The organism is Roseomonas sp. SRI_022 (assembly GCF_057586215.1).
This window is the reverse complement of the sequence record NZ_JBYCZL010000010.1, coordinates 109,630-135,765: the sequence shown is the minus strand read 5'-3', so window position 1 is coordinate 135,765 and position 26,136 is coordinate 109,630. Positions and strand designations below refer to the sequence as shown.

23 protein-coding genes are annotated in these 26,136 nt (G+C 68.6%); 15 read left to right on the top strand and 8 right to left on the bottom strand.

The genetic code is table 11. From position 1 onward, the window contains the following. The first annotated feature begins 78 nt into the window (after window positions 1-78). From AC2YHJ_RS12335 to AC2YHJ_RS12325, 3 genes are all read left to right on the top strand, one after another. Window positions 79-2,196 carry a sodium-translocating pyrophosphatase gene (locus AC2YHJ_RS12335; protein WP_487396356.1) on the top strand — a complete coding sequence of 706 codons (2,118 nt, stop codon included), beginning with the start codon at window positions 79-81 and terminating at the stop codon, window positions 2,194-2,196. Window positions 2,197-2,436: 240 nt separating this feature from the next. After that, entirely contained in the window at window positions 2,437-3,702 is a 1,266-nt protein-coding gene (locus tag AC2YHJ_RS12330; RefSeq protein ID WP_487396355.1) for an NAD(P)-binding domain-containing protein, read from the top strand. Window positions 3,703-3,764: 62 nt separating this feature from the next. After that, window positions 3,765-5,831: a protein-disulfide reductase DsbD family protein gene (locus AC2YHJ_RS12325; protein ID WP_487396354.1), complete on the top strand. Its 2,067-nt coding sequence runs from the start codon at window positions 3,765-3,767 to the stop codon at window positions 5,829-5,831. On the opposite strand, the gene AC2YHJ_RS12320 is transcribed toward AC2YHJ_RS12325, so the two are convergent. The 4 genes from AC2YHJ_RS12320 to AC2YHJ_RS12305 all read right to left on the bottom strand — a co-directional run bounded on the left by AC2YHJ_RS12320 (window position 5,803) and on the right by AC2YHJ_RS12305 (window position 10,891). Beyond that, a complete protein-coding gene (locus AC2YHJ_RS12320; RefSeq protein ID WP_487396353.1) occupies window positions 5,803-6,360 on the bottom strand; it encodes a GNAT family N-acetyltransferase in 558 nt (185 codons plus the stop codon). The genes AC2YHJ_RS12325 and AC2YHJ_RS12320 overlap by 29 nt on opposite strands. Window positions 6,361-6,492: 132 nt before the next feature. Continuing rightward, entirely contained in the window at window positions 6,493-8,415 is a 1,923-nt protein-coding gene (gene rpoD / locus AC2YHJ_RS12315) for an RNA polymerase sigma factor RpoD (RefSeq protein WP_487396352.1), read from the bottom strand. A gap of 71 nt (window positions 8,416-8,486) precedes the next feature. Continuing rightward, entirely contained in the window at window positions 8,487-10,286 is a 1,800-nt protein-coding gene (gene dnaG / locus AC2YHJ_RS12310; RefSeq protein ID WP_487396351.1) for a DNA primase, read from the bottom strand. Between the two features lie 155 nt (window positions 10,287-10,441). Next, the gene (locus tag AC2YHJ_RS12305; protein WP_487396350.1) at window positions 10,442-10,891 is read right to left on the bottom strand and encodes a hypothetical protein; all 450 of its coding nucleotides are present in this window, start codon (window positions 10,889-10,891) and stop codon (window positions 10,442-10,444) included. Window positions 10,892-11,114: 223 nt separating this feature from the next. Between AC2YHJ_RS12305 and AC2YHJ_RS12300 the strand changes: the two genes are divergently transcribed. Next, entirely contained in the window at window positions 11,115-11,333 is a 219-nt protein-coding gene (locus AC2YHJ_RS12300; RefSeq protein ID WP_487396349.1) for a DUF3126 family protein, read from the top strand. A 20-nt stretch (window positions 11,334-11,353) separates the two neighbouring features. Here AC2YHJ_RS12300 and AC2YHJ_RS12295 read toward each other — a convergent pair whose 3' ends face one another. Both AC2YHJ_RS12295 and AC2YHJ_RS12290 read right to left on the bottom strand, forming a co-directional pair. Then, on the bottom strand, window positions 11,354-11,803 hold the full coding sequence (locus AC2YHJ_RS12295; RefSeq protein WP_487396348.1) for a DUF3592 domain-containing protein: 450 nt from the start codon (window positions 11,801-11,803) through the stop codon (window positions 11,354-11,356). Window positions 11,804-11,900: 97 nt separating this feature from the next. Beyond that, entirely contained in the window at window positions 11,901-12,353 is a 453-nt protein-coding gene (locus tag AC2YHJ_RS12290; RefSeq protein WP_487396347.1) for a GatB/YqeY domain-containing protein, read from the bottom strand. A gap of 117 nt (window positions 12,354-12,470) precedes the next feature. Here AC2YHJ_RS12290 and carA point away from each other — a divergent pair, with 117 nt between their 5' ends. The 9 genes from carA (at window position 12,471) to AC2YHJ_RS12245 (ending at window position 21,764) form a co-directional block, all read left to right on the top strand. After that, window positions 12,471-13,850 carry a glutamine-hydrolyzing carbamoyl-phosphate synthase small subunit gene (gene carA / locus AC2YHJ_RS12285; protein ID WP_487396346.1) on the top strand — a complete coding sequence of 460 codons (1,380 nt, stop codon included), beginning with the start codon at window positions 12,471-12,473 and terminating at the stop codon, window positions 13,848-13,850. Window positions 13,851-13,879: 29 nt separating this feature from the next. Next, complete coding sequence (locus tag AC2YHJ_RS12280; protein WP_487396345.1) at window positions 13,880-14,638, top strand: SDR family NAD(P)-dependent oxidoreductase; 759 nt, start codon at window positions 13,880-13,882, stop codon at window positions 14,636-14,638. Between the two features lie 6 nt (window positions 14,639-14,644). Beyond that, window positions 14,645-15,274 (top strand): LysE family translocator, encoded by a 630-nt coding sequence (locus AC2YHJ_RS12275; protein WP_487396344.1) that lies wholly within the window; start codon window positions 14,645-14,647, stop codon window positions 15,272-15,274. Then, window positions 15,274-15,906 carry a LysE family translocator gene (locus AC2YHJ_RS12270; RefSeq protein WP_487396343.1) on the top strand — a complete coding sequence of 211 codons (633 nt, stop codon included), beginning with the start codon at window positions 15,274-15,276 and terminating at the stop codon, window positions 15,904-15,906. The genes AC2YHJ_RS12275 and AC2YHJ_RS12270 overlap by 1 nt, the downstream gene beginning before the upstream one ends. Beyond that, complete coding sequence (locus AC2YHJ_RS12265; RefSeq protein WP_487396342.1) at window positions 15,906-16,205, top strand: hypothetical protein; 300 nt, start codon at window positions 15,906-15,908, stop codon at window positions 16,203-16,205. Before AC2YHJ_RS12270 ends, AC2YHJ_RS12265 begins: the two co-directional genes overlap by 1 nt. Before the next feature lie 5 nt (window positions 16,206-16,210). Next, complete coding sequence (locus AC2YHJ_RS12260) at window positions 16,211-16,495, top strand: hypothetical protein (protein ID WP_487396341.1); 285 nt, start codon at window positions 16,211-16,213, stop codon at window positions 16,493-16,495. Between the two features lie 4 nt (window positions 16,496-16,499). Further along, on the top strand, window positions 16,500-19,745 hold the full coding sequence (gene carB / locus AC2YHJ_RS12255; protein WP_487396340.1) for a carbamoyl-phosphate synthase large subunit: 3,246 nt from the start codon (window positions 16,500-16,502) through the stop codon (window positions 19,743-19,745). A 117-nt stretch (window positions 19,746-19,862) separates the two neighbouring features. After that, a complete protein-coding gene (gene greA / locus AC2YHJ_RS12250) occupies window positions 19,863-20,336 on the top strand; it encodes a transcription elongation factor GreA (RefSeq protein WP_487396339.1) in 474 nt (157 codons plus the stop codon). Window positions 20,337-20,516: 180 nt separating this feature from the next. Further along, complete coding sequence (locus AC2YHJ_RS12245) at window positions 20,517-21,764, top strand: threonine ammonia-lyase (RefSeq protein ID WP_487396338.1); 1,248 nt, start codon at window positions 20,517-20,519, stop codon at window positions 21,762-21,764. A 237-nt stretch (window positions 21,765-22,001) separates the two neighbouring features. Here AC2YHJ_RS12245 and AC2YHJ_RS12240 read toward each other — a convergent pair whose 3' ends face one another. Further along, window positions 22,002-22,478: an Lrp/AsnC family transcriptional regulator gene (locus AC2YHJ_RS12240; protein WP_487396337.1), complete on the bottom strand. Its 477-nt coding sequence runs from the start codon at window positions 22,476-22,478 to the stop codon at window positions 22,002-22,004. 144 nt (window positions 22,479-22,622) lie between these two features. Here AC2YHJ_RS12240 and trxB point away from each other — a divergent pair, with 144 nt between their 5' ends. Further along, window positions 22,623-23,597, top strand: coding sequence for a thioredoxin-disulfide reductase (gene trxB / locus AC2YHJ_RS12235; protein ID WP_487396336.1), 975 nt, complete (start codon window positions 22,623-22,625; stop codon window positions 23,595-23,597). Continuing rightward, on the top strand, window positions 23,597-24,490 hold the full coding sequence (locus AC2YHJ_RS12230; protein ID WP_487396335.1) for a LysR family transcriptional regulator: 894 nt from the start codon (window positions 23,597-23,599) through the stop codon (window positions 24,488-24,490). The genes trxB and AC2YHJ_RS12230 overlap by 1 nt, the downstream gene beginning before the upstream one ends. Window positions 24,491-25,067: 577 nt before the next feature. On the opposite strand, the gene AC2YHJ_RS12225 is transcribed toward AC2YHJ_RS12230, so the two are convergent. After that, window positions 25,068-25,694 (bottom strand): hypothetical protein, encoded by a 627-nt coding sequence (locus AC2YHJ_RS12225; protein WP_487396334.1) that lies wholly within the window; start codon window positions 25,692-25,694, stop codon window positions 25,068-25,070. Between the last annotated feature and the right edge of the window lie 442 nt (window positions 25,695-26,136).

Sequence of the window (26,136 nt, the reverse complement as noted above, 5' to 3'; positions counted from 1 at the left end):
TCTAGCCTCGCATCTGGCCTGCGAAAGACGGGTCGGGGCGGCAAATGGCCGCGTAATCTTGGGGGAGTCCACAATTTGTTGACCGGTTGGCTGATCATCGTGATCGCGCTCGGCCTGTGTTCCGTCGGCTACGGCGTGTACACGGCCAAGGACGTGCTCTCCCGGGATCCGGGCAACGAGCGCATGCAGGAGATCGCGAAGGCGATCCAGGAAGGCGCCTCGGCCTATCTGAAGCGGCAGTACACCACCATCGCCATCGTCGGCGTCGTCCTGTTCGTGCTGGTGGCCTGGCGGCTCGGCATCACGGTCGCGATCGGCTTCCTGCTGGGCGCGGTGCTGTCCGGCGTCGCCGGCTTCATCGGCATGAACGTGTCGGTGCGCGCCAACCTCCGCACGGCGCAGGCGGCGATCGGCTCGCTCGCCGGGGGGCTGGACGTCGCGTTCAAATCGGGTGCGATCACCGGCATGCTGGTGGCGGGCCTCGCGCTGCTGGGCGTTGCCGTCTACTTCTTCATTCTTGTGCATTCAGGGTTCACGCCAAACGACCGCCTGGTGATCGACGCGCTGGTCGCCCTTGGCTTCGGCGCCTCGCTCATCTCGATCTTCGCCCGTCTCGGCGGCGGCATCTTCACCAAGGGTGCGGATGTCGGCGGCGACATGGTCGGCAAGGTCGAGGCCGGCATCCCCGAGGACGACCCCCGCAACCCCGCCACCATCGCCGACAACGTCGGCGACAACGTGGGCGACTGCGCGGGCATGGCGGCCGACCTGTTCGAGACCTATGCGGTCACGATGGTCGCAACCATGGTGCTGGCGGCGATCGCCTTCGCCGGCACGGATTTCCTGCGCGCGGGCATGATCTATCCGCTCGCGATCGGCGCGGTCTGCGTCGTCACGTCCATCGCCGGCACCTATTTCGTGAAGCTGCCGTCGAACAATTCGATCATGGGGGCGATGTATCGCGGCTTCGCGGTGACAGGCGTGCTGTCGCTCGTGGCCCTGCTGCCGCTGACCTACATGATCTTCGGCTTCGGCACGGCGACGGCGGCGGGGGCGACCTTCCGCGCCCTCGACCTGTTCCTGTGCGGTGTTGTCGGCCTGGCGGTGACCGGGCTGATCATCTGGATCACGGAATACTACACCGGCACCAACTTCCGCCCGGTGAAGGCCATCGCGGAATCCTCCGTGACCGGCCATGGCACCAACGTGATCCGTGGCCTCGCCGTGTCGATGGAATCCACCGCCCTGCCGGCGCTGGTGATCATCTTCGGCATCCTCGTATCCTATGGCCTTGCGGGCCTCTACGGCATCGCCATCGCCGTCACGACCATGCTGGCCCTGGCGGGCATGGTGGTCGCGCTCGATGCCTTCGGCCCCGTCACTGATAATGCCGGCGGCATCGCGGAGATGGCCGGCCTGCCGAAGGAGATCCGCCAGACCACCGACGCGCTCGACGCGGTGGGCAACACGACGAAGGCGGTGACGAAGGGCTATGCGATCGGCTCGGCGGCATTGGGTGCCGTCGTGCTGTTCGCGGCCTATACGCAGGACCTGTCCTACTTCATCGCCAACGCGGCGCAGTACCCGTACTTCCGGGGCATCACCGCGATCGACTTCTCGCTGGCCAATCCCTACGTCGTCGTCGGGCTGCTGTTCGGCGGCCTGCTGCCATACCTGTTCGGCGGCATGGCGATGACCGCGGTCGGCCGCGCGGCGATGTCGGTGGTCGAGGAAGTGCGCCGCCAGTTCCGCGAGAAGCCTGGGATCATGCAGGGCACCGAGAAGCCGGATTACGGCCGCGCGGTGGACATGCTGACCAAGGCAGCGATCAAGGAGATGATCATCCCCTCGCTGCTGCCGGTGCTCAGCCCGCTGGTGATCTACTTCGGCATCCAGGCGGTTGCCGGGAAGGCGCAGGCCTTCGCGGCACTCGGTGCGATGCTGCTCGGCGTCATCGTCAACGGCTTCTTCGTCGCGGTCAGCATGACCACCGGCGGCGGTGCCTGGGACAACGCCAAGAAGTACATCGAGGACGGCCACCATGGCGGCAAGGGGTCCGACGCCCACAAGGCGGCGGTGACCGGCGACACGGTGGGCGACCCGTACAAGGATACCGCCGGCCCGGCGGTGAACCCGATGATCAAGATCACCAACATCGTCGCCCTGCTGCTGCTGGCGATGCTGGCGCATAGCTGACGCTGCGATCGCCGGAGGGCGCAGGCGCCGACAGGCGCCGAGCACCCGAAGGCGTGAATCGCAGCGTCCAGACAACGCTGCGATCGCCGGAGGGCGCAGGCGCCGCGAGGCGCCGAGCACCTGAAGGCGTGAATCCAAGAGGGCCGGCGGAGCAATCCGCCGGCCCTTCTTATTCACGTGCCTGCGAGCATGCCGCCATGCTGTGCTGGACTCGACGCATCGCGCGGAGGCTCCGCCCGCATGACCGCCCCCGGTACACCCGAACAGGTCGAGACCCTGATCATTGGCGGCGGCCAGGCCGGCCTCGCGATGAGCGAGCAGTTGAGCCAGCGCGGCCGCCCGCATCTGGTGGTCGAACGTGCCCGCATCGCCGAACGCTGGCGCAGCGAGCGATGGGACGGGCTGTGCGCGCTCGGCCCCAACTGGGCCACGCGGGTCGGCGGCTTCGTCTACGCGGGCGACGACCCCGATGGCTTTGCCGGCCGCGACGAAATCGTCGATTTCATGCTGGCCTACGCCGAGCACATCGCCGCACCGGTGCGGTGCGGCGTTGAAGTGACGGCGCTGGGCCGTGCCGGCGACGGCAAGCGCTATCGCGCCAAAACCTCGCAAGGTCTGATTGAGGCCGACAACGTCGTGGTCGCCACCGGCCCCTTCCAACGCCCGGTCATCCCGGCCGCCTTCAATGGCGCCCTGCCGGTCACATCCCTGCATGCGAGCGCCTACCGCAACCCGGCCCAGATCGCCGAGGGTGGGGTGCTGGTGGTCGGTGCCGGCGCCTCGGCTGCGCAGATCGCCGATGAACTCATTCGGGCCGGGCGGCGCGTGCATCTGTCGCTCGGCCGGCATATCCGCCTGCCGCGCCGCTATCGCGGCCGGGACCAGGTGTGGTGGCGCATGGCGACGGGAATGTGGGACGAGATGGTGGCAGGCCGCAGCCCGCCGCCCGGTTCGCTCGCCATCACCGGCGCCTATGGCGGCGCGACAGTCGACTACCGCGCCTTTGCTGCGCGTGGGGCCGTCCTGCTCGGCCGCGCGGAGAGCATCAGCGGCGGGGTGATGCGGTTCGCGCCCGGCCTCGCCGAGACCCTCGCGGCCGGCGACGCGGCGCTGCGCGCCTTCATGGACGCGGCGGATGCGCACGCGGCGCGCGCCAGGCTGGACCTGCCGCCCGACCCGGACGCACGGGCCACGCTACCCGACCCGCCCTGCGTGACGACCCCGATCCGGGAGATCGACCTGCGCGCTGAAGACATCGCCACCGTCATCTGGGGGACTGGCTATGCACTGGATTTCGGCTGGGTCGACCTGCCGGTGTTCGATGCGCGGGGCCAGCCGCAGCATCGACTGGGTGTGACCGACCTGCCCGGCCTCTACTTCCTCGGCCTGATCTGGCAGTCGCGGCGGAATTCCGCCTTCTTCAACGGGGTCGGCACGGATGCCGCGCATCTCGCCGGGGATATCCTCGCGCGGCAGCAGGCCGGGACGGCACGCGCATCCGCCTGAAACGCCGAATTCCCCGCCCGAAGGGGCTTGCACCGCGACGCCTAAGGGCCTTCATGCAGCCCATGTTGCGTATGCTCGTCCTGATCGCCGCCGTGATGATCTCTGCCCCGGCGGCGCGGGCGGGCGAGAGCGCGCCGGTCACCTCCCCGCGCGCCACCGTGACTCTCATTGCCGACCAGGCCGCCATCGCGCCGGGGCAGCCTTTCCGCGTCGCCCTCCGCCAGCGCCTCGCCCCCGGCTGGCACACCTACTGGATCAATCCGGGCGATGCGGGACAGCCGCCCGAGGTCACGCTTGCCCTACCGGATGGTTCCGCGGCCGGCGCCATGCGTTTCCCGGCCCCGCAGCGCATCCCCTTCGGCCCGCTGGTGAATTACGGCTACGAGGGCGAGGCCGTCTTCACCATCCCTCTCACCCCGCCCGCCTCCCTGCGGCCGGGCGAGACCTTCACCCTTTCCGCCGACGCCACCTGGCTGGTCTGCGAACAGGTCTGCATCCCCGAGGAAGGCGCCTTCCGCCTCGACATCCCGGTGGAAGCGGCGCCGCGCCACGATCCCGCGACCGCCCCGATCTTCACCGCCGCCGAGGCCGCCGAACCGCGCGCAGGCCCCTTCACCGCCCGGGCCGGCTTCGATGGCACCGAGGGCGCGATCGAGGTGTCCGGCCCGGCCATCGCCCCGGGCGCGGTGCGGGATGCCTTCTTCTTCCCGCTGGCCCTGAACCTGCTCGACAACGCCGCGCCGCAGCCGCTGACGCTGCGCGACGGAAGCTTCCGCCTTGGCCTGACGCGCGCACGGGCGGAACCGCTGCCCGCGACGATCGAGGGCGTGGTGGCGATCACCGATGCCTCGGGCATGCGCGGCGCCTATCTGGTTTCGGCGCCGCCGGGGCCGGTGCCAGCCGCTGCCGGCGGGCTGGCGCTGTGGCAGGCGATGCTGTTCGCCGCCCTGGGGGGGCTGATCCTGAACCTGATGCCCTGCGTCTTCCCGATCCTGGCGATGAAGGCCGTCGCGCTGGCGCGGCTGTCGGGCGCGGCGCGCGGGACGGTGCGGGCGCATGCGGCGTCCTATACGGCCGGGGTGGTGCTGTCCTTCCTGGCGCTCGGCGGGCTGATGGTCGGGTTGCGCGCGGCGGGCGGCATGGCGGGGTGGGGGTTCCAGTTCACCTCCCCGGTCTTCGTCGGCGCGATGGCCTGGCTGATGCTGGCGGTCGGGCTGAACCTGTCCGGCGTCTATGCGGTGGGCGGGCCGGTCGCGGCGGGCGGGTCGCTGGCGGCGCGCGGCGGGCATGCCGGGTCCTTCTTCACCGGGGCGCTGGCGGTGCTGGTCGCCACGCCCTGCACCGCGCCCTTCATGGCCGCGGCCATCGGCGCGGCGCTCGGCATGGGCGCGATGGAAGCCCTGGCGATCTTCGGTGTTCTGGGGCTCGGCATGGCGCTGCCCTATGCGCTGCTCGGCCTCGCACCCGGGCTGGCGCGGCTGCTGCCGAAGCCGGGGGCTTGGATGGACCGGCTGAAACAGGGCCTGGCCTTCCCGATGTATGGCGCCGCCGCTTGGCTGGTCTGGGTGCTGGCGGAACAGGCCGGGCCGCCGGCGGTCCTGCTGGTGCTGGTGGGCGCCGTGCTGATCGGCTTCGCGGCCTGGGCGGTCGGGATCGCGCAGGCCTCCGGTGGGCGGATCGGCCGGCTGGCCGGCGGGCTCGCGCTGGTCGGCGCGCTGGCCCTGCTGCCAGTGCTGCACGCCGCCCCCGCCCCGGCGCAGACCGGCGAGGCGGCCGGCGGCGAGGCCTGGTCCGAGGCGCGGCTTGCCGCCCTGCGCGCCGAGGGCCGCCCGGTCTTCGTCAACATGACCGCCGCCTGGTGCATCACCTGCAAGGTCAACGAACGCCTGGCCCTGGCGACCGACGGCGTCCGCCGCGCCTTCGACGCGCGCGGCATCACGCTGCTGACCGGCGACTGGACGCGCGGCGACCCGGCCATCACCGCCGTGCTGCGCGCGCATGGGCGGGACGGGGTGCCGCTGTACCTGTTCTATCCGGCCGGTGCGGCGACGCCGCGCATCCTGCCGCAGATCCTGACCGAGGGGATCATCCTCGAGGCCATCAACGCCCCAGGTGCGGCGGGATCCTGAGGCCGAGCCGCGTGGGCACCGGCCAGACCTCCCGCACCGTGCGCAGCCGCTGGAAGCCCACACTGATATAGGCCGGCAGGGCGCGCGGATGGTCCGCCGTGCAGGTGTTCACCGTGACCGCCGGCTTGCCTGACGCCCAGGCGGTGTCCACCGCATGACGCAGGAAGGCGCGGCCGAGCCCGGTGCCGATCGCCCAGGGCATCAGCCCGAAATAGGCGAGGTTCACCGTATGCGGGTGCCGCCGGTCCAGCTCGTAGAACCCCGCCGGCTCGCCATCCTTCATCAGCACATGGATCGACACGGCAGGCAGCGACAGCAGCGCGGCGAGGTCGGCATCGGAGGCGGTGCGGCGCATCCACCACAGCCAGGGCTCGCCGACCGTGTCGTAGAGGTAGCGGTAGAAGGGCACGGAACAGTGGCGCGCCTGCTCGACGCGCACATCGGGCGGCAGCGGGGGCGCCGGGTCGGAAGGGCGGGTCTCCATGCGCAGGAAGGTGACATCGACTGTCACCTCCTGGACCGCGTTCATCGTTGCCGCCATGGGCGCGAACCCTCTGTTTGGCGCGAGTCTCGCGGGGGCGACGGGGCTCGGTCAACCACGACGAGCAGGCCCGGGGGAAATCTTCCCCCGGCGATCATCGCGCCGCGACCCCGGCCGCCATCAATTGTCGAGGAACGACCGCAGCTTCCGCGAACGGGACGGGTGCTTCAGCTTGCGCAGGGCCTTGGCCTCGATCTGACGGATGCGCTCGCGCGTCACGTTGAACTGCTGGCCGACCTCCTCCAGCGTGTGGTCGGTGTTCATGCCGATGCCGAAGCGCATGCGCAGCACGCGCTCCTCGCGCGGCGTCAGGCTGGCCAGCACACGGGTCGTTGCCTCGCGCAGGTTCGACTGGATCGCGGCGTCGAGCGGGATGACCGCGTTCTTGTCCTCGATGAAGTCGCCGAGGTGGCTGTCTTCCTCGTCGCCGATCGGCGTTTCGAGGGAGATCGGCTCCTTCGCGATCTTCAGCACCTTCCGCACCTTCTCCAGAGGCATGCCGAGCTTCTCGGCCAGTTCCTCGGGCTGCGGCTCCCGGCCGATCTCGTGCAGCATCTGGCGCGACGTGCGCACCAGCTTGTTGATCGTCTCGATCATGTGGACCGGGATGCGGATGGTCCGCGCCTGGTCGGCGATGGAGCGCGTGATCGCCTGACGGATCCACCAGGTGGCGTAGGTGCTGAACTTGTAGCCGCGACGGTATTCGAACTTATCGACCGCCTTCATCAGGCCGATGTTGCCCTCCTGGATCAGGTCCAGGAACTGCAGGCCGCGGTTGGTGTATTTCTTGGCGATTGAGATCACGAGGCGGAGATTGGCCTCGATCATCTCCTTCTTCGCCTGGGTCATGTCGCGTTCGCCGCGGCTGACCGTGGCGTAGACCCGCTTGTATTCGGCGACCGGCATGCCGGTCAGGTTCGCGACCTCGGCGATGCGGGCGCGGATCGCCTCGACCTCGGTGCTGGACTTCGCGACGAAGGCCTTCCAACCCTTGCCCGGCAGCGCGCCGACGCGCTCAAGCCAGGCCGGGTCGAGTTCCGCCCCGCGCCAATGCTGCAGGAACTCCTCGCGCTTCACCTTCTGCGCCTCGGCAAGGCGCAGCACTTGGCCCTCAAGCACCGTCAGCTTGCGGTTCAGGCCCTTGAGCTGATCGACCAGCTCCTCGATGCGGTTGTTGTGGAGATGCACCTTCTCCACCAGCGCAATCAGCTCGCGGCGCTGCTTCTCGTAGTTCTTCTCGCCACGGCCGGCGAGCTCCTCGCCGGCATGGTACGCATCCATGCGCTTGCTCGAGAGCTTCTGCAGCTTGCCGTAGAGGCTCTCGATCTGCTCGAAATTCGCGAGCACCTCGGGCTTCAGCTTCTCCTCGAGCGCGGAGAGGGACAGGCCCATCCCCTCGCCCTCGTCGCCTTCCTCGAACTCCTCCTCGGCGGCGTCGGAGGGGCCGCCATCGGGGTTGCCGGCCGATTGGGTGGCCTCGAGGTCGATGACGTCGCGCAGCAGCATGCGCGGCGGGTTGGCGCGCACCGCCTCATGCCAGCGCAGGATCGCCTGGAAGGTCAGGGGGCTTTCGCACAGGCCCCCGATCATCATGTCGCGGCCGGCCTCGATGCGCTTGGCGATGGCGATCTCGCCCTCGCGCGAGAGCAGTTCGACCGAGCCCATCTCGCGCAGGTACATGCGCACGGGGTCGTCGGTGCGGCCGAGCGATTCCTCATCGACGTTGCCGCCGGATTCCTCTTCCTCCTCGCCCTCGGCCTTGGCCACGGGCTTGGCGGCGGCCTCGCCGTCCTCGTTCTCCTCGGCCTCGACGACGTTGATGCCGGCTTCGCTCAGCATCGCCATGGTGTCCTCGATCATCTCGGAGGAAACCTGCTCGGAGGGCAGCGCGGCGTTGAGCTCGTCCACCGTGACGTAGCCGCGCTCCTTGCCCCGGGCGATCAGCTTCTTCACGGCCGCCGACTGGGTGTCGAGCAACAGTCCCTCGACCTGCTCGTCCCGCGTCTCGGTCGTCTCAGTCCCAGCCGCCGCCTTGCTCGCCATGCGTGTTCCGCTCCGTCCAACGGTTTCGGGCATCCGGGGGAGCCGGATGCCCGAAAAAAACAGTTCCTAACCTATGCGGCGTCACCTGACGCCCCCGAGGCCCCCTCCCCGCGCCGGATGGCATCGAGTGCCTCCGACACCAGGATGAGCCGGCGCTGCGCCGAGGGGTCATTCGTCTCGGCCAGTACCCGCCGGGCTTCCTGCTGGTCCTCGATCAATTCAGCCTCGCCGCGCAGGCGCAGGAAAAAGTGCCAGAAGCCTTCCTCGACCTCCCCGGGCAGGGCATCCGGCCCCGCCGCCAGGGGAAGGCCGATGGGCATCAAAGCCCAGGCCACCGCATCTTCCGCGCCGTACTGGGCGAGGTGGGCGATCAACCCTTCGGAGTCAAGCGGTTCCGCAGCCACATGCCATGCGAGAATCGCGGCCCGCAACTGCGCGGGCGGTCCGGCGGGCAGGTCGAGCAGCCCGAGCGCCTCCTCCACCTGGGGCAGCAGCCAGGGGTGGCGCAGGATGATGGCGAACATCATCCGGGCGCGTTCGGCCCGGACCGGGCCTTCCAGAATGGCGGGGCGGGCGGCGATGCGCGGCGCCGACCGGGCGCCGGCGGGCCGCGGCCGGGACGCCGCGAAGAAGCGGTCGAGCAACACGCGGCGATATTCCGCTCCCAGTGCCTTGTCGGCGATCGCCCCGGCCGCGCCGGTCAGCCGGTTGCGCAGCGCGGCGCGCTGTTCGGGCGTGGCCGCCGGCCGGCCCTCCGCGATCAGGCCGTACAGCGCGTCGGACATCGGCCGCGCCGCATCGAGTATCGCCTGGAAGGCCGCTGGCCCGCGCTTCGCCGTCAGGGTGTCGGGGTCCTCGCCCGCCGGCAGGGTGGCGAGGCGCAGTGTCCTCTCGGTCGAGATCAGCGGCAAAGCGAGTTCCGCCGCCCGCGCCGCCGCCCGCGCGCCGGCGGCATCGCCGTCGAAGCACAGCACCGGTTCGGGGGAGATCCGCCAGAGTTCCTCCAGTTGCTCGGCCGTCAGCGCGGTGCCGAGCGGCGCGACCGCGCCGGTGAAGCCCGCCTGGTGCAGGGCGATCACGTCCATGTAGCCCTCGACGGCGACGACGGAGGCACCGCGGAAGGCGCCCTCCCGCGCCAGGTCCAGCGCGTAAAGACCCATCCGCTTGCGGAACAGCGGCGTCTCCGGGCTGTTCACGTATTTCGGCTGGCCGTCGCCGAGGGTGCGTCCGCCGAAGGCGATCACCCGGCCGCGCCGGTCGCGGATCGGGAACATCACCCGGGAGAAGAAGAAATCGCGCGACGGTTCGCCGGCCTCGCCTTCGCGCAGCAACCCGGCCTCGATCATCTGGGCCTCGGTGATCTCCTCCCCACGCAGGTCGGCGGCCAGCGCGCCGCGTCCGCCCGGCGCCCAGCCGAGGGTGAAGTCGCGGATCGTCTGCTCCTTCAGCCCGCGCCGCAGCAGGTAGTCGAGCGCAGGGCGCCCCTCGGGCAGGAACAGGCGGCGATGATAGGCCTCGGCGGCGGCGGCCATGACCGCATGCAGGTCCCGCGCCCGGCGTTCGCGGGCGGCGTCCTGCGCCGAGGGCCTGGGCACGTCCATCCCGGCCTCGGCGGCGAGGCGTTCCACCGCTTCGGGGAAGGCCGCGCCTTCCGCCCGCATCAGGAAGGAGATGGCATCGCCATGCGCGCCGCAGCCGAAGCAATGGAAATGGTCGTCATAGACGTAGAAGGAGGGCGTCTTTTCCCCATGGAAGGGGCAGCAGCCCTTCCAGTTGCGGCCGGATTTGAGCAGCCGCGTCTTGCGGCCGATCAGGCCGGGCAGCGGGGTGCGGGCGCGCAGCTCGTCAAGAAAGGCGGGGGGCAGGGCCATGGGACAGCAGGCTCTAGCACAGGATGAGACCGAGTCCGGAGCCGCTGTCCATGCTCCGTCCAAGCCATCTCATGACCTGCCAGGCCGCGCGGAAGGGCGGGATCGGCGCGGGACGCGCCGGACCGTCCCGCCGCGACGCGCGCGGCGGCGCCGGGTCAGCCGCGGTGCATGACCGTTGTGGCGGCGAATTGCGCGCGGATGGTCGCGTCGAGTGTTCCAAGGGTCGCAACCAGGTCGGCGTTCGCGTCATCAGCCCGCGCGAGAAGCGAATCCAACAGAATCTGGTAGTTGCTCAACAGCACCTCCGTGGCCTCCGCACTGCCACGAGCGATGTTCGCCAGAGCATCCACCTCCCCTTTGAGCATTCCACTCATGCTTCCGCTGCCTGCGCTCATGAAATTCAACGGATGGAAGTTTTCGATCTGAGGTTTGGGTATTTGAGATTGTTGAATGAGTGCAGCATTATAAATTTGTGCTGCGAGTGCCGCGGTGGCGTCGGCGGCACAATCGATCGGATTTTCTTCTCGGTGATGGACGCAATTATAGATGACCAAGGGCTGAATTACACCGTTACCTTCCGGCGCAACGTTGCTCGTCTGAGACACCGCTTGCATCCTTCGAAAGCTGGTTCTGCGGGGCACCATCGCCCTGGCCACACACGCTACCGTGAGACCAGACGCTCGTCTCCCTTCCTTCGGCCCAGCGGGCGCCGCCCGCCCTGCGTCGCAGCGGGGAACCCGCAGGCATGGGCGATCGGTTGCCGCGTGATTTGCGCGCGATGGCCGGCGGAGGTATCCAGCCGGCCTTTCAAGGACAGGGACCCCCGCCATGACCCCGGCCGAGCGCGCCGCCGTACAAGCCCATCTTCGCCGCCTGTTCGGCAACAACCGCATCGCCGTGACGGCGCCGGAGCGTAAGGGCGCGAGCGTCGAGCTGCGCGTCGGTGACGAGTTCATCGGCACGATCCACCGCGATGCCGAGGATGGCGAGATCTCCTACGCCGTGCAGATCGTGGTGCTGTCCGAAGACCTCGAGATGCCCAACTGAGACGACGCAAGCCCTTCCCGTCAGGGTGAGGGCTTGCGTCGCGGCGGCAACAGGAAGACCGCGGCCAGCGCGAGCATCAGCACAGCCAGCACGCCAAGGATCCAGGGCGTCGCGCCAATCCCCGCCTCCACCGCCACGACCTGGCGCACGGTCGCGGGGTTGGCGGGATCGTAGAGCACCGGCACGCGCCGCCCGCGCGGCCACTGACCCGGCTCGGCGGAGGCGCCGGACGCGGCTTCCACCTTCCGCCCCTCGGCCGTGACGAACTGGAAGATCGGATACCAAGTGGTGCTGCGCCGGCCGCGCGCTTCCTCATATCCAATGATCAGCGCCTCGGTGCGCTGACCGCGCGAGGACAGCGTCCAATGGGCGCTGGCCTGCGACCAGCCATACCAGGCGAACAGCACGCCCAGGCCCAGGAAGAAGGCAAAGTAGATCCAGCGACCCTGCGATGGCGCGGCACCGGCCATGTCGGGAACCCCCGCCCGGCAGGTGCGGCAGGCTCCCGCCGGATGGGCCGAGGCTAGCGCGCGGGGCGGCGGTGGAACAGCGCCGGGCCTTGCGGCATCAGCCGCCGAGCCGCGCCTTCACCATCGGCCCGGCCTTGGCCATGTCCAGCACCGCGGCGTGCTTCGCCTTCAGCGCCGCCATGACCTTGCCCATCTCCTTGATCGAGGTGGCGCCGATCTCCGCCACGGCGGCATCAACCGCGGCGGCCATGGCGGCGTCGTCGAGCTGCTGCGGCAGGAAGGCGTCGATCACGGCGATCTCGGCTTCCTCCTTGGCGGCCAGTTCCTCGCGCCCGCCCTGGCGGTACATGGTGACGGATTCGGCACGCGACTTCGCCATGCCGCGCAGCATGGCAATGATGCCGGCCTCATCCACCGGCGGGCCGGGGCGCGCGGCGATGTCGGTGTCCTTCAGCTTGGCCGTGATCATGCGCAGGGTCGAAACGCGGGCACTGTCGCCGGCGCGCATGGCGGTCTTGAGTTCGTCCGTGAAACGGTCGCGCAGCGACATGGCGGTCATCCTCGGATAGGTTGGGCGCGGTATAGCGGTTCCACCGCCTGGGAGGAAATTTCCCACAATTCGGATTCGGCTTGCGGTGGGAATTCGTTTCCCGGCATAACCCCGCCCATGCGCACCGTGGAAGATATCATTGCCCTGCTCGGAGGTCCCGAGGCGGCGGCGTCGCATTGCGGCGTCGGCACCGAGGCGATCCGCAAATGGCGCCAGGCCCGGGCCATCCCGGCCAAGCATTGGCCGGCCGTGCTGACCGCGACCGGCCTTTCCCTGTCCGACCTGCCGGGTGCGCCCGGCGAAACCCAGAAGACGGAGCCGACCATGGCCTCTGCCGATACCCCCCCTGACGGCGCCACCGGCTGCCTGGTGCTGGCCGACGGGACGATCTTCTGGGGCCGAGGCTTCGGGGCCGAGACCGCCGCGGTCGGCGAGATCTGCTTCAACACCGGCATGACCGGGTACCAGGAGACGCTGACAGATCCGTCCTATGCCGGACAGGTCATCACCTTCACCTTCCCCCATATCGGCAATGTCGGGACCAATATCGAGGATCTCGAAAGCCTGACGCCGGCCGCGCGCGGCCTGATCGTCAAGCAGGACGTGACCGAGCCGGCCAACTACCGGTCCACCAAGCATCTCGAAGGCTGGCTGGTCTCCCACGGCATTCCGGGTGTCGCGGGCATCGACACCCGCGCGCTGACGGTGCGCATCCGCGACCTCGGCGCGCCGAACGGGGTGATCTGCCACCGTGCCGACGGCAAGTTCGACATCGCCGCGCTGAAGGCGCAGGCCGCCGCCTGGCCGGGGCTCGAGGGGATGGACCTCGCCAAGGAGGTCACCAGCCGCCAGACCTATCACTGGGACGAGACGGAATGGGCCTGGCCCGAGGGCTTCGGCCGCCAGACGGCGCCGCAGCACAAGGTCGTCGCGGTGGATTACGGCGCGAAGCGCAACATCCTGCGCTGCCTGGCCTCGGCCGGCTGCGAGGTGGTGGTGGTGCCGGCGACCGCGACCGCGGAGGAGATCCTGGCCCACAAGCCGGACGGCGTGTTCCTGTCGAACGGCCCCGGCGACCCCGCGGCGACCGGCGAATACGCCATCCCGGCGATCCGGGGCGTGCTGGAGACGCGGTTGCCGGTGTTCGGCATCTGCCTCGGCCACCAGTTGCTGGCGCTCTCGCTGGGGGCGAAGACCTACAAGCTGCCGCGCGGGCATCGCGGGGCGAACCAGCCGGTGAAGGACCTGATGACCGGCAAGGTCGAGATCACCAGCCAGAATCACGGCTTCGCGGTGGACCCCAAGACGCTGCCGGCGAATGCGAAGGTCACGCATGTCTCGCTGTTCGATGGCACCAATGAAGGCATCGCGGCGACCGACCGCCCGGCCTTCTCCGTGCAGTACCACCCCGAGGCAAACCCCGGGCCGACCGACAGCCACTACCTGTTCCATCGTTTCGTGGAGATGATGGAGGCGTCCAAGGCCGGGCGGAGCTGAACCGGCCGGGTCCAACCAGGGGAAACTGCATGTTCGATCTGAAGGGGCGCGCCGCGCTCGTGACCGGCGGCAATGGCGGCATCGGGCTCGGCTTCGCGCGCGGCCTGGCGAAGGCCGGCGCCGCGGTGATGGTGGCCGGGCGCAACGCCGCCAAGAACGCGGCCGCGGTGGCGGAGCTGAAGGCGCTGGGTGCGACCGCCGACAGCGTCGAGGTGGACGTGACGGACGAAGCGTCGATCCGCGCCATGGTCGCGACCACGGCGGAACGCCTCGGACGGCTCGACATCCTGGTGAACAACGCCGGGACGAACATCCGCAACCGGCCCGAGATCTATCGGATGGAGGATTGGCACACGGTGCTGTCCACCAACCTCACCTCGGGCATGATCGCGGCGCAGGCGGCGCATCCCTGGCTGAAGAGGGGCGGCGTCGGGCGCGTGATCAACAACGGGTCGATGCTGTCGATCTTCGGGCTGCCGTTCCATGCCGCCTATGGCGCGTCGAAGGGCGGCGTCGTGCAGATGACGAAGTCGATGGCGGTGGCCTGGGCGGCCGACGGCATCACGGTGAACGTCATCCTGCCGGGCTGGATCGACACCGACCTGACGCGCAAGGCGCGACAGGACATGGCGAATTTGAACGACGACGTGCTGCGGCGCAGCCCGATCAAGCGCTGGGGCGATCCGAAGGATTTCGAGGGCGTGGCGGCGTTCCTGGCATCCGATGCGGCGGCCTTCATCACCGGGGTGGCGATCCCGGTGGATGGCGGGTTCTCGGTTCACGGGTGAGGCGCCATGCCCGACACCACCGCCTTCCTGACCTTCGCGGCCGTGGCACTCGGTATGGTGCTGACGCCGGGGCCGAACATGGTCTACCTGGTCAGCCGCAGCATCGCGCAGGGCCGTGCGGCCGGGCTGATCTCCCTGCTTGGCGTCGCCTGCGGCTTCGTCTTCTACATGCTGTGCGCGGCCTTCGGCATTACCGCGCTGGTGATGGCGGTGCCCTACGCCTATGACGCGCTGCGCCTGACGGGTGCGGCCTATCTCGGCTGGCTGGCCTGGCAGGCCTTCACCGGGCGATCGACGCCCTTCGCGCCGCGCAGCCTGCCGCCGCATGACAGCGCGCGGCTGTTCGGCATGGGCTTCCTGACCAACCTGCTCAATCCGAAGATCGCGGCGATGTACCTGTCGCTGCTGCCGCAGTTCATCGATCCGGCGGCGGGCAGCGTGCTGGCGCAATCGGTCGCGCTCGGGCTCACGCAGATCGCCATCAGCATCACGGTCAATGCGGCGATCGTGCTTGGCGCGGCGCAGGTCGCCGCCTTTTTGGCCGGGCGCCCATTCTTCGCACGCCTGCAACGCTGGCTGATGGGCACGGTGCTCGCCGTGCTGGCGGTCCGCATGGTAACCGAGACGCGGTCCTGATGCCCGCGCCCGAGACCCTGCTGATCTTCGCCGCCCTGTCCGTCGGCCTCGCCGCGACGCCGGGGCCGAACATGCTCTACCTCGTCTCCCGCGCGCTGGCGCAGGGAACCGCGGCGGGGCTGGTCTCGCTGATCGGCTGCCAGTTCGGCTCCCTGGTCATCATGCTCTGCGCGGCCGCGGGGCTGACCGCGGCGCTGTTCGCCGTGCCCTATGCGTGGGACGTGCTGCGGATCGGCGGCGCTGCCTATCTTGCCTTCCTTGCCTGGCAGTGCCTGCGGCCCGGCGGGCAGCCGATCTTCGCGCCGCGCGCGATGCCGCGCGAACCGGCGGCACGGCTGTTCTCCGTCGGCTTCGCCACCGCCGCGCTGAACCCCAAGGTCGCGTTGTTCTACATGGCGGTGCTGCCGCCCTTCATCGACCCCGCGCGCGGCAGCGTCTTCGTGCAGGGCGCAGCACTCGGCGCGGTGCAGATCGGTGTGGCGATCCTCTTCGACGGTCTGCTCGTATACGGCGCGGCGGGCGTGGCCCGCTTTCTCGGGACGCGGCCCGGCTGGATGGCGGCGCAGAGGTGGATCCTCGGCGGCGTGCTCGGGCTAATCGCGGTCAAGCTCGCCACGGAGGGACGCAGCTGATGTATCTCTACGGCCTCGAAGCGATGGCGCATGGCGCGACGGCAGCGCTGATCGTCTTCATCCCCGGCGTGGTGCTGTTCTGGTGGCTGACGGGCAGCCTGACCGGCGCGCGGGCGCTGCGGCCCTTCGTCACGGTCGCGGCGGCCTACGGCATCGCGGTCGGCCTCGCCGGCCTCTGGGCGGCGAATTTCGAGCGTTCGAACTTCGTCGACGAAGCGATGAGCGGCGCGATGATGGGCTGCGCGCTCGCGGCGCTGGTCGCCTTCCTCATCCTGCTGCTGTTTCCGCACAGGCGCTGACGGCGATGATCCGCTATCTCCCGGCCCTGTTCGGTTACGGCGTGGCGCTGCTGGTGTTCTTCCGGTTGCGCGGGCGGATGACGTTGCCGCTGCTCGTGCTCACCGGTGCCGCGGCGGGCCTCGTCGGCGCCTTCCTGCCGGGCGCCTTGTTCTTCCTGGTCGCGGAAGGCCCGTCCAGCCTGCCGCTGCTGCTGCCGCTCGGCGTCTTCCTCTATGTGCCGGTGATGCTCCCGGTCCTGGTCCTGCTGCTCCTTCTCGGGCTGTTCCTCCCACCCCCCTCGTCACGGTAATCCCATGCCCAAGCGCACTGATATCAAGTCCATCCTCATCATCGGCGCCGGCCCGATCGTCATCGGCCAGGCCTGCGAGTTCGACTATTCGGGGGCCCAAGCCTGCAAGGCGCTGCGCGCCGAGGGCTACCGCGTGATCCTGGTGAATTCGAACCCGGCGACGATCATGACCGATCCGGGCCTCGCCGATGCGACCTATGTCGAGCCCATCACGGTCGAGATCGTCGAAAAGATCATCGCCAAGGAACGCCCCGACGCGCTGCTGCCGACCATGGGCGGGCAGACCGCGCTCAACACGTCGCTGAAGCTGGCGGAAGCGGGTATCCTGGCGAAATACGGCTGCGAGTTGATCGGCGCGAAGGCGGAGGTCATCGACAAGGCCGAAGACCGCCAGAAGTTCCGCGACGCCATGTCGAAGATCGGCATCGAGAGCCCGCGCTCCGAAATCGCGCACACCATGCCGGAAGCCTGGGACGCGCTGAAGAAGGTCGGCCTGCCCTGCGTGATCCGCCCGTCCTTCACCCTCGGCGGCACCGGCGGCGGCATCGCCTACAACAAGGAAGAATTCGACCAGATCGTCGCGGCCGGCCTCGCCGCCTCGATGACCTCGGAGGTGCTGGTCGAGGAAAGCGTGCTCGGCTGGAAGGAATACGAGATGGAGGTGGTCCGCGACCGCGCGGACAACTGCATCATCATCTGCTCCATCGAGAACCTGGACGCGATGGGTGTGCATACCGGCGACAGCGTGACCATCGCGCCGGCGCTCACGCTGACCGACAAGGAATACCAGCGCATGCGCGATGCCTCCATCGCCTGCCTGCGCGAGATCGGCGTCGATACCGGCGGGTCGAATGTGCAGTTCGGCATCAACCCAGCCGATGGCCGCATGGTCGTCATCGAGATGAATCCGCGCGTCTCGCGCTCCTCCGCCCTGGCGTCGAAGGCGACCGGCTTCCCGATCGCCAAGGTCGCGGCGAAGCTCGCCGTCGGCTACACGCTGGACGAGTTGCAGAACGACATCACCATGGTCACGCCGGCTTCCTTCGAGCCGACGATCGACTATGTCGTGGTGAAGATCCCGCGCTTCACCTTCGAGAAGTTCCCCGGCACGCCGCCGACGCTGACGACCTCGATGAAGTCGGTTGGCGAGACCATGGCGATCGGCCGGTCCTTCGCCGAGGCCCTGCAGAAGGGCCTGCGGGGGCTGGAGACGGGGCTGTCGGGCCTCGACGAGATCGCGGTGCCGGGCGATGGCTCCGCGCAGGCTTTCCACGCCGCGCTTGCCACGCCGAAGCCGGACCGCGTGCTGGTCGTCGCCCAGGCGATCCGCGCCGGCGTGTCGCTGGAGGAAATCCACGAGGCGTCGAAGTTCGATCCCTGGTTCCTGCGCGAGATCGAGAAGATCGTCGCCGCCGAGGGCGAGGTGAAGGCGAAGGGCCTGCCACAGACCGCGACCGCGCTGCGGACGCTGAAGGCGCTCGGCTTCTCCGACACGCGGCTGGCGAAGGTCGCCGGCGTGAAGGAGACCGATGTCGCGGCACTGCGCGCCAAGCTCAGCGTGCAGCCAGTCTACAAGCGCATCGATACCTGCGCGGGGGAATTCGCCTCCGAGACGCCCTACATGTACTCGACCTATGAGGGCGGCTTCGGTGTCCCGGTCTGTGAGTCGCGGCCAACGGCGCGCAAGAAGGTCGTCATCCTCGGCGGCGGGCCGAACCGCATCGGCCAGGGCATCGAGTTCGACTATTGCTGCGTCCATGCCTGCTACGCGCTGCGCGACGCCGGCTTCGAGACCATCATGGTCAACTGCAACCCGGAGACCGTCAGCACCGACTACGACACCTCCGACCGCCTGTATTTCGAGCCGCTGACAGCCGAGGACGTCATCGCCCTGATCCGCAAGGAACAGGAATCCGGCGAGGTGCTCGGCTGCATCGTGCAGTATGGCGGGCAGACGCCGCTGAAGCTGTCCCAGGCGCTGCACAAGGCCGGCATTCCCATCCTCGGCACCTCGGCCGAGGCCATCGACATCGCCGAGGATCGCGAGCGCTTCCAGCAGCTGCTGAAGGGCCTCGGCCTGAAGCAGCCCCAGAACGGCACCGCGCGCACGCTCGACGAAGCGGTGACGGAAGCGCAGCGCATCGGCTACCCGGTGGTGGTGCGCCCATCCTATGTGCTCGGCGGCCGCGCGATGGAGATCGCGCACAATGACGAGCAACTCCGCCGCTTCGGCGCCGAGGCGGTGAAGGTCTCGGGCGAGAACCCGATCCTGATCGACCAGTATCTGCAGGACGCGATCGAGGTCGATGTCGACTGCATCTGCGACGCCGACGGCCAGGTCTATGTCGCCGGCGTCATGGAGCACATCGAGGAAGCCGGCATCCATTCCGGCGACAGCGCCTGCTCCCTGCCGCCCTATTCCCTGCCGCCGGCGATCGTCACGGAACTCAAGGCCGAGACGGAAGCCATGGCCCGCGCACTGAAGGTGCAGGGGCTGATGAACGTGCAGTACGCGGTGAAGGATGGGGAGATCTTCGTCCTCGAGGTGAACCCCCGCGCGTCCCGCACCGTGCCCTTCGTCGCCAAGGCGACCGGCGTGGCGGTGGCCAAGATCGGTGCGCGGGTGATGGCCGGGGAACACCTGTCCACCTTCAAGCTCGACGACGACGCCGTCTCCCGCCATGTCGCGGTCAAGGAAGCGGTCTTCCCCTTCAACCGCTTCCCCAATGTGGACGTGATCCTCGGGCCCGAGATGAAGTCGACCGGGGAGGTGATGGGCCTCGACCTCTCCTTCGAACGCGCCTTCCTCAAGGCGCAGCTCGGCGCCGGCGTGAAGCTGCCGGAAGAAGGCACCGCCTTCATCTCGGTGAAGGACAGCGACAAGGCGGCGGCGGTCACGCTGGCGCGGCGTTTGTCGGACATGGGGTTCCGCATCCTCGCCACGCGCGGCACCGCGACGCGCATCCGCGAGGCCGGGCTCGAGGTCCATGTCGTCAACAAGGTGCTGGAAGGCCGCCCCCATTGCGTGGACGCCATGAAGTCCGGCGACATCCAGCTGGTGATCAACACCACCGGCGGCGGGCAGTCGGTGGCGGACAGCTTCGACATCCGCCGATCCGCCCTGACCCACGGCATTCCGCACTATACGACGGCGGCCGGGGCCCGGGCGGCGGTCCACGCTATCGCGGCCCTGAAGGCCGGAACCCTTGATGTGGCGCCCCTGCAAGCGTATTTTGCTACGTCGTTCTGACCACATGGGGGCCTTTCAGGCCCCCGTGGCGTCTCTCCCCCCCACCGACCGCCAGGCCTGGCTCAACCCGGACCGAGGGCCGGCCTGGGGGGGTGCTATCTTTGGGAAGGGTTCGCCGTGCAGAAGTTCCCGATGACCGCCGAGGGCCTGCTGCGTCTTGAGGAAGAGCTGAAGGTTCTCAAGTCCGAAGAACGCCCGGCCATCATCCGTGCCATTGCGGAAGCGCGCGCGCATGGCGACCTGTCGGAGAATGCGGAATACCACGCCGCCCGCGAGCGCCAGTCCTTCATCGAGGGCCGCATCGGCGAGCTCGAAGCCATCATTCCCTCGGTCGAGGTGATCGACGTCGCCCGCCTGTCGGGCGACAAGGTGCTGTTCGGTGCCCGCGTGACGATCGTCGATGAGGAGAGCGAGGAGGAGAAGACCTATCGCATCGTCGGCCAGTATGAGGCCGACATGAAGAACGGGTCGATCTCCCTCACCTCCCCGCTTGCCAAGGCGCTGATGGGCAAGAAGATCGGCGATTCCGTCGAAGTCCCCGCCCCGGGCGGCGCCCGCTCGGTCGAGATTACCGCCGTGACTTTCGCCTGACCGCCGGCCACCACGCCATGGCCCGCGGTGCGGTCCCTGGCGTGGCTTCTGTTTGTGCGGCTGATTCACCGCTTCGGCGATACTGCCTCCGCGGATCAGGCGCAGGCCGTGCGGCCAGGGCGCTCCGGGTCTACCCGGCGCGCCCTTCGTCTTTTCACCTACCCACCACGAGGAACACCGATGTCCGCCGTGAACGCGATCCGCACCACTGAGGCCCCTGTCGCGCCGAGCGTCACGCTCGCCGACATCCGCGCCGCGGCGGAGCGAATTCGCGGCGCCATCCTGCACACGCCGACCATCGAGAACCCCGCGGTCAACCGCATCGCCGGCACGCGCGTCTTCCTCAAGCTCGACAACCTGCAGGCCACCGGCGCCTTCAAGGAACGCGGTGCCGCGAACCGGCTCGCGCTGCTGACCCCGCGTGAACGCGAAGCGGGCGTCATCGCCATGTCCGCCGGCAACCACGCCCAGGCGGTCGCGCGCCACGCGCACCTCGCCGGCGTCGCGGCGACGATCGTGATGCCGAAATTCACGCCGGCGACCAAGGTGGTGCGCACCGAATCCTGGGGCGCGCGCGTCGTGCTGCATGGCGACACCCTCGCCGAGGCCGCCGCCCATGCGCATGAACTCGCGCTGCGCGACGGGCTGGTCTTCGTGCACCCCTATGACGACCCCGGCGTGATCGCCGGCCAGGGCACCATGGCGCTCGAGATGCTGGAGGATGCGCCGGCGATCGAGGCGCTGGTCATCCCGATCGGCGGCGGCGGTCTGTGTGCCGGCGTAGCGACCGTGGCGGCGACGCTGCGCCCCGGCCTGCCGGTCTATGGCGTGGAGGTGCAGGGATACCCGGCCATGGCCCAGCGCCTAGCCGGTGAACCGGTCTCCGTCGGCGGCCCGACCATCGCCGAGGGCATCGCCGTGCGCGATGTCGGCGAGATGCCGCTCAACATCCTGCGCCGCTGCCACAGCGAAGTGCTGCTGGTCCCCGAACGCGCCGTGGAACAGGCCGTGGCCCTTCTGGCCGAAGGTGCCAAGGTCGTCGCGGAGGGCGCGGGAGCGGCGGGCCTCGCCGCCGTGTTGACCTATCCCGAGCGCTTCAAGGGGCGCGTTGTCGGCACCACTGTCTGCGGCGGCAACATCGATGCACGCGCGCTGTCCAACGTGCTGCTGCGCCAACTACTGCGCGACGGGCGCATCATGCGCCTGCATTTCGACATCCCGGACCGGCCGGGCGTGCTGGCCGACATCGCGAAGCGCATCTCCGACGTCGGCGGCAATGTGATCGAGGTGAAGCACCAGCAACTGTTCGGCGCCCCCACCGTGCAAAGCACCGAACTGCACCTGATGATCGAAGTGCGCGACGCCGCCCAGGGCGACGCGATCATCGCGGCGATGGAAGCGGCGGACTATGTGGTGCGCCGGGGGTGACGCGCGGACCAGAGAGGGGCTTTGCCCCTCTCCGGACCTCTCCCCACCAAAGGCCTAAGGGCCTCTGGACACCAATACCTGATCGGGGATTTCGGGGAGGGGCATGGCGCACCGGCGATCAAGGTCGCGCGCTCGACGCCCCTCCCCGAAATCCCCGATTAAAGTCGAGGGATCCAAGGGCCTTAAGCCCTTGGCGGGTGGGGTCCGGGGAGGGCAGAGCCCTTCCCGGTTCCGCCCTCACCCGATCGGCACCCCCGCAGCGTCCTTCGCTGTCCTGATCGTCTGCAGTGTCTGCACGCGCAGCACGGACGGTGCGTTGGTCAGGCGTGTCGTCAGTTCGTTCTCATGCGCCGTGTCGCGCGCGACGAGGCGCAGCAGGAAGTCGCCGCCGCCGCGGATCATGTGGCACTCACGCACCTCGGGCCAGGCGGTGGCCAGCGACTCGAAGGCGTCGAGCACCGCGAGCTTCTGCGATTCGAGGCCGACCAGCGCGAAGAAGGTGATTTCCCAGCCGAGTGAGACTGGGTCCACATCCGCGTGATAGCCGCGGATGATCCCGGCTTCCTCCAGCCGGCGCACGCGGCGCAGGCAGGGCGGGGCGGACAGGTTCACCCGCCGAGCCAGCTCGACATTGGTCATCCGCCCATCCTGCTGGAGCTCGGCGAGGATGTGCCGATCCACCGAATCGAGATCGGCGTCGTTTTCGCGGTTCATCGTGACAACTCGTTTGCTTCGTTGCTCAGGCCGAGCCCCTGACGCAATATCATTGCAAGGACGCGCCCCTTCAAGGCATTGGGTTGTGGGGGCGTCGGGAGTGCCCGATATCCAGAGAATTGCAACAAGGTATGGAAGCCTGTCGTGGCCGAGATTCACCGCACCCGCCTTCTGATCATCGGCGCCGGCCCGGCGGGGTATACGGCCGCGATCTATGCCGCGCGAGCCGGCCTGGCGCCCATGGTCGTCGCCGGGCTGCAGCCTGGCGGGCAGCTGACCATCACCACCGATGTCGAGAATTATCCGGGCTTCGCCGAGACCATCCAGGGCCCCTGGCTGATGGAGCAGATGCAGAAGCAGGCCGAACATGTCGGCGCTTCGGTCGTCTACGACATCATCACCGGCATCGACCTGTCGCGCCGGCCGTTCCGCGCCACCGGCGATTCGGGCGACACCTATGAGGCCGAGGCGGTGGTCATCGCCACCGGCGCGCAGGCGCGCTGGCTCGGCATTCCCGGTGAGAAGGAACTCGGCGGCTTCGGCGTTTCCGCTTGCGCAACCTGCGATGGGTTCTTCTATCGCGGCAAGGATGTCGCGGTGATCGGCGGCGGCAATTCCGCGACGGAGGAAGCGCTGTACCTGTCGAACCTCGCCCGCCATGTCACGCTGATCCATCGGCGCGACAGCCTGCGGTCCGAGAAGATCCTGCAGCAGCGGCTGTTCGCGAAGCCGAACATCACGCTGCTGTGGGACACGGTGACCGAATCGGTGCTGTCCGACGATTCGGGCCGCGTGCCGGTGGCGCGCGGCCTCGCGCTGCGTCATGCGCGCACCGGGGAGAGGAGCGAGTTGAAGGTGGACGGTGTCTTCGTCGCCATCGGCCACGCCCCGGCGACATCCCTGTTCAAGGACCAGCTCGACATGGACGCGGAAGGTTACATCGTGACGCGGCCGGGCACGGCGCGGACCTCGGTCCCCGGCGTATTCGCCGCGGGCGACGTGCAGGACAAGATCTATCGCCAGGCGGTCACCGCCGCGGGCACGGGCTGCATGGCGGCGCTGGAGGCGGAGAAGTTCCTCGCCGCCGCGGATGCCGAGACAGAGCAAGTGGCCGCCTGATGCCGATCGATTGGGACAAGCTGCGCGTCTTCCACGCGGTCGCCGAGGCCGGGTCCTTCACACATGCGGGGGAGACGCTGAACCTCAGCCAATCCGCCGTGTCGCGCCAGATCCAGGCGCTCGAGGAAGCGCTGACGGTGCCGCTGTTCCACCGCCATGCGCGCGGGCTGATCCTGACCGAGCAGGGGGAGACGCTGAATCGCACGGTGCGGGAGGTCTTCGCGAAGCTCGCGATGACCGAGGCACTGCTGACCGAAAGCCGCGAACGCCCGGCGGGGCGATTGAAGGTGACGACGACGACGGGCTTCGGCAGCGCCTGGCTGGCGCCGCGGCTGCGCCGCCTGCTCGACCTGCATCCCGAGATCAGCGTCACGCTGCTGCTGGATGACTCGGATCTCGACCTCGCCATGCGGGAAGCGGATGTGGCGATCCGCATGCACCCGCCGCGGCAGCCGGACCTGATCCAGCGGCATATCGCGACCTTCGGCTGGAAGGTCTGCGGGTCGGTGCCCTATCTGAAGGCGACAGGGATTCCGCAGCGTGTCGAGGATCTCGATGCGCATCGGCTGATCGTCTATGGCGACTACCGCCCGCCGATCGACAACATCAACTGGCTGGCGGAGGCCGGACGGCGCACCGGCGCGCCGCGGCGCGCGGCGATCGAGATCAATTCCCTGCCGGGCATGCTGGAGGCGGTGCGCAGCGGGCTCGGCCTGGCGGCGCTGCCTGACTATATCGGCGACCAGCTGGACGACCTGGTGCAGGTGCTGCCCGGGGTGAAGGCACCGCGGATCGAGGCCTTCTTCGTCTATCCGGAGGAGATGCGCCATTCGAAGCGGGTGACGGTGTTCCGCGACTTCCTGATGTCGGAACTGGTCAGCACAGGCGGCTGAAGCCGGCAGTCACGCGCATCACACAAGGGTGACCCGGAGACATGCACGCCGAGCATATCCGGGTGGTGCATATCGAGAATCACGCATGCGGCATTCCGGATTAGGTTTTCGTCATCCGGCGACTAGGTCGGAAGGGGTCCATTGGATCCCTCGTCTCCCAGACGTGAAGCCTCCCTGTTGACTTGGCCCGGTCCCCCAAGGGGTTCCGGGCCTTTCTTTTTGCGCCGAGGGCGGCCACGGGCACACTGCGGGCACAAAGCGACCCGCTACCGCGGGGCATTTGCTAGGCGCCGGGAAACCTTCCGCGCGTGCGAACGTCGCATTTCTTCGCGCAAGGAGCGGCGCGCTGTCGCAGCATCGCAACCTGCGGCCGCATCAAAGGGCACAATTCTTGCGTGTTCGAAAGCTGAACGGGGCAACACCGCAGTTGCACCGCGCCGGGGTCTACCGTTGCCAGACGCGAGCGCGGACGGCGGTTAGTAGCCGCCGCATGACGGCGTCGCTCGCTGCGGAATGGGTGCCTGGGTCGGTGATGCTGGCGCAGGCCGAAGATGGCGGCGCTCCGCTGCCAGCGCTCTCAGGTGCGCCGACCGGAAGCTGCCGAGATCGCCGGGGCCGTCGGATCCGGAAGAGGCTGGACCGTAGGGTCGGTCCGCCGCGCCGGCCCCATGAACTGGAAGGCGCCGCGCCGGACGAGGCATTCGCGCATCTGCGTAAGCGCAACCGCTGATCCGCGCAGAGGCACCGCCAGCACCGGCACGTCCGGAGCGGCGAAGGCGATCCGCATGAGATTGCCGTTGACGATTTCGTTTCCAAAGCGAATGCCGGCCTCGCTCCGGCCGACGCGGAATTGCACCATGGAACCGGATTGCGTCTCGCCTGGCGGGTAACCCACGGCCGATACCTCGAAAGGTCTATTCCGGTCGAACTGCACGACCATCGGCGCATCAGCACGCGCGCGAATGTTCCAGTATCTGTTGTGGATCTGAACTACCAGCGCGTCGTCTCCATCGAACCACTTCACAGTGACCGACACCCCAGTGTTGCGAAAGGTCGTTGGCGAGCTTGCCCCGACACAGGCCGGGAATTGCCCCCCGGGCGAAAATTCCCTGAAGAGCCACTGGTCCTGCGCGAAGGCGGGTGACAAAGCGGCGGTGACGAGAGCAAGCACCGTGGTGCATGCAATAGCGATTGTTTTGAACATCTCTCTCACTTCGCGGATGATCTTCGTGCTGAGCAGGATCCCTGCCGCACGTCGCCGGTAATCCCGCACAAGCAATTGCCGCAGGCCCGGCGGGGCCTCAGATATTCGATCCGAATTGCGAACGGATATGTATTCTTTTCATAATCGTGTTGAGCGCGCCATCGGCTGGCGTCATGGATGCTGTCCGGCTCGGCGGGTGATCAGCGCCGGAGCGATAGCGCGGAAGGTGGACCGCAGTATGTGTTCGGCATCGCCGTGGCCCGACGGCCGATAACCACGGGCGCGCCCGGCCAGAAGCGGGACGTTTGACCGGCCGTGCGGATTATGGACGGCATCCATCCTTCACCTGCAGAAATTGCATTAGCTGCGCGGGCCGTTGGCGCGACATCTATGCCTATGCGACCGGGGTTCGAAACGAGCTTGGGATTGCAATACGTTGAAC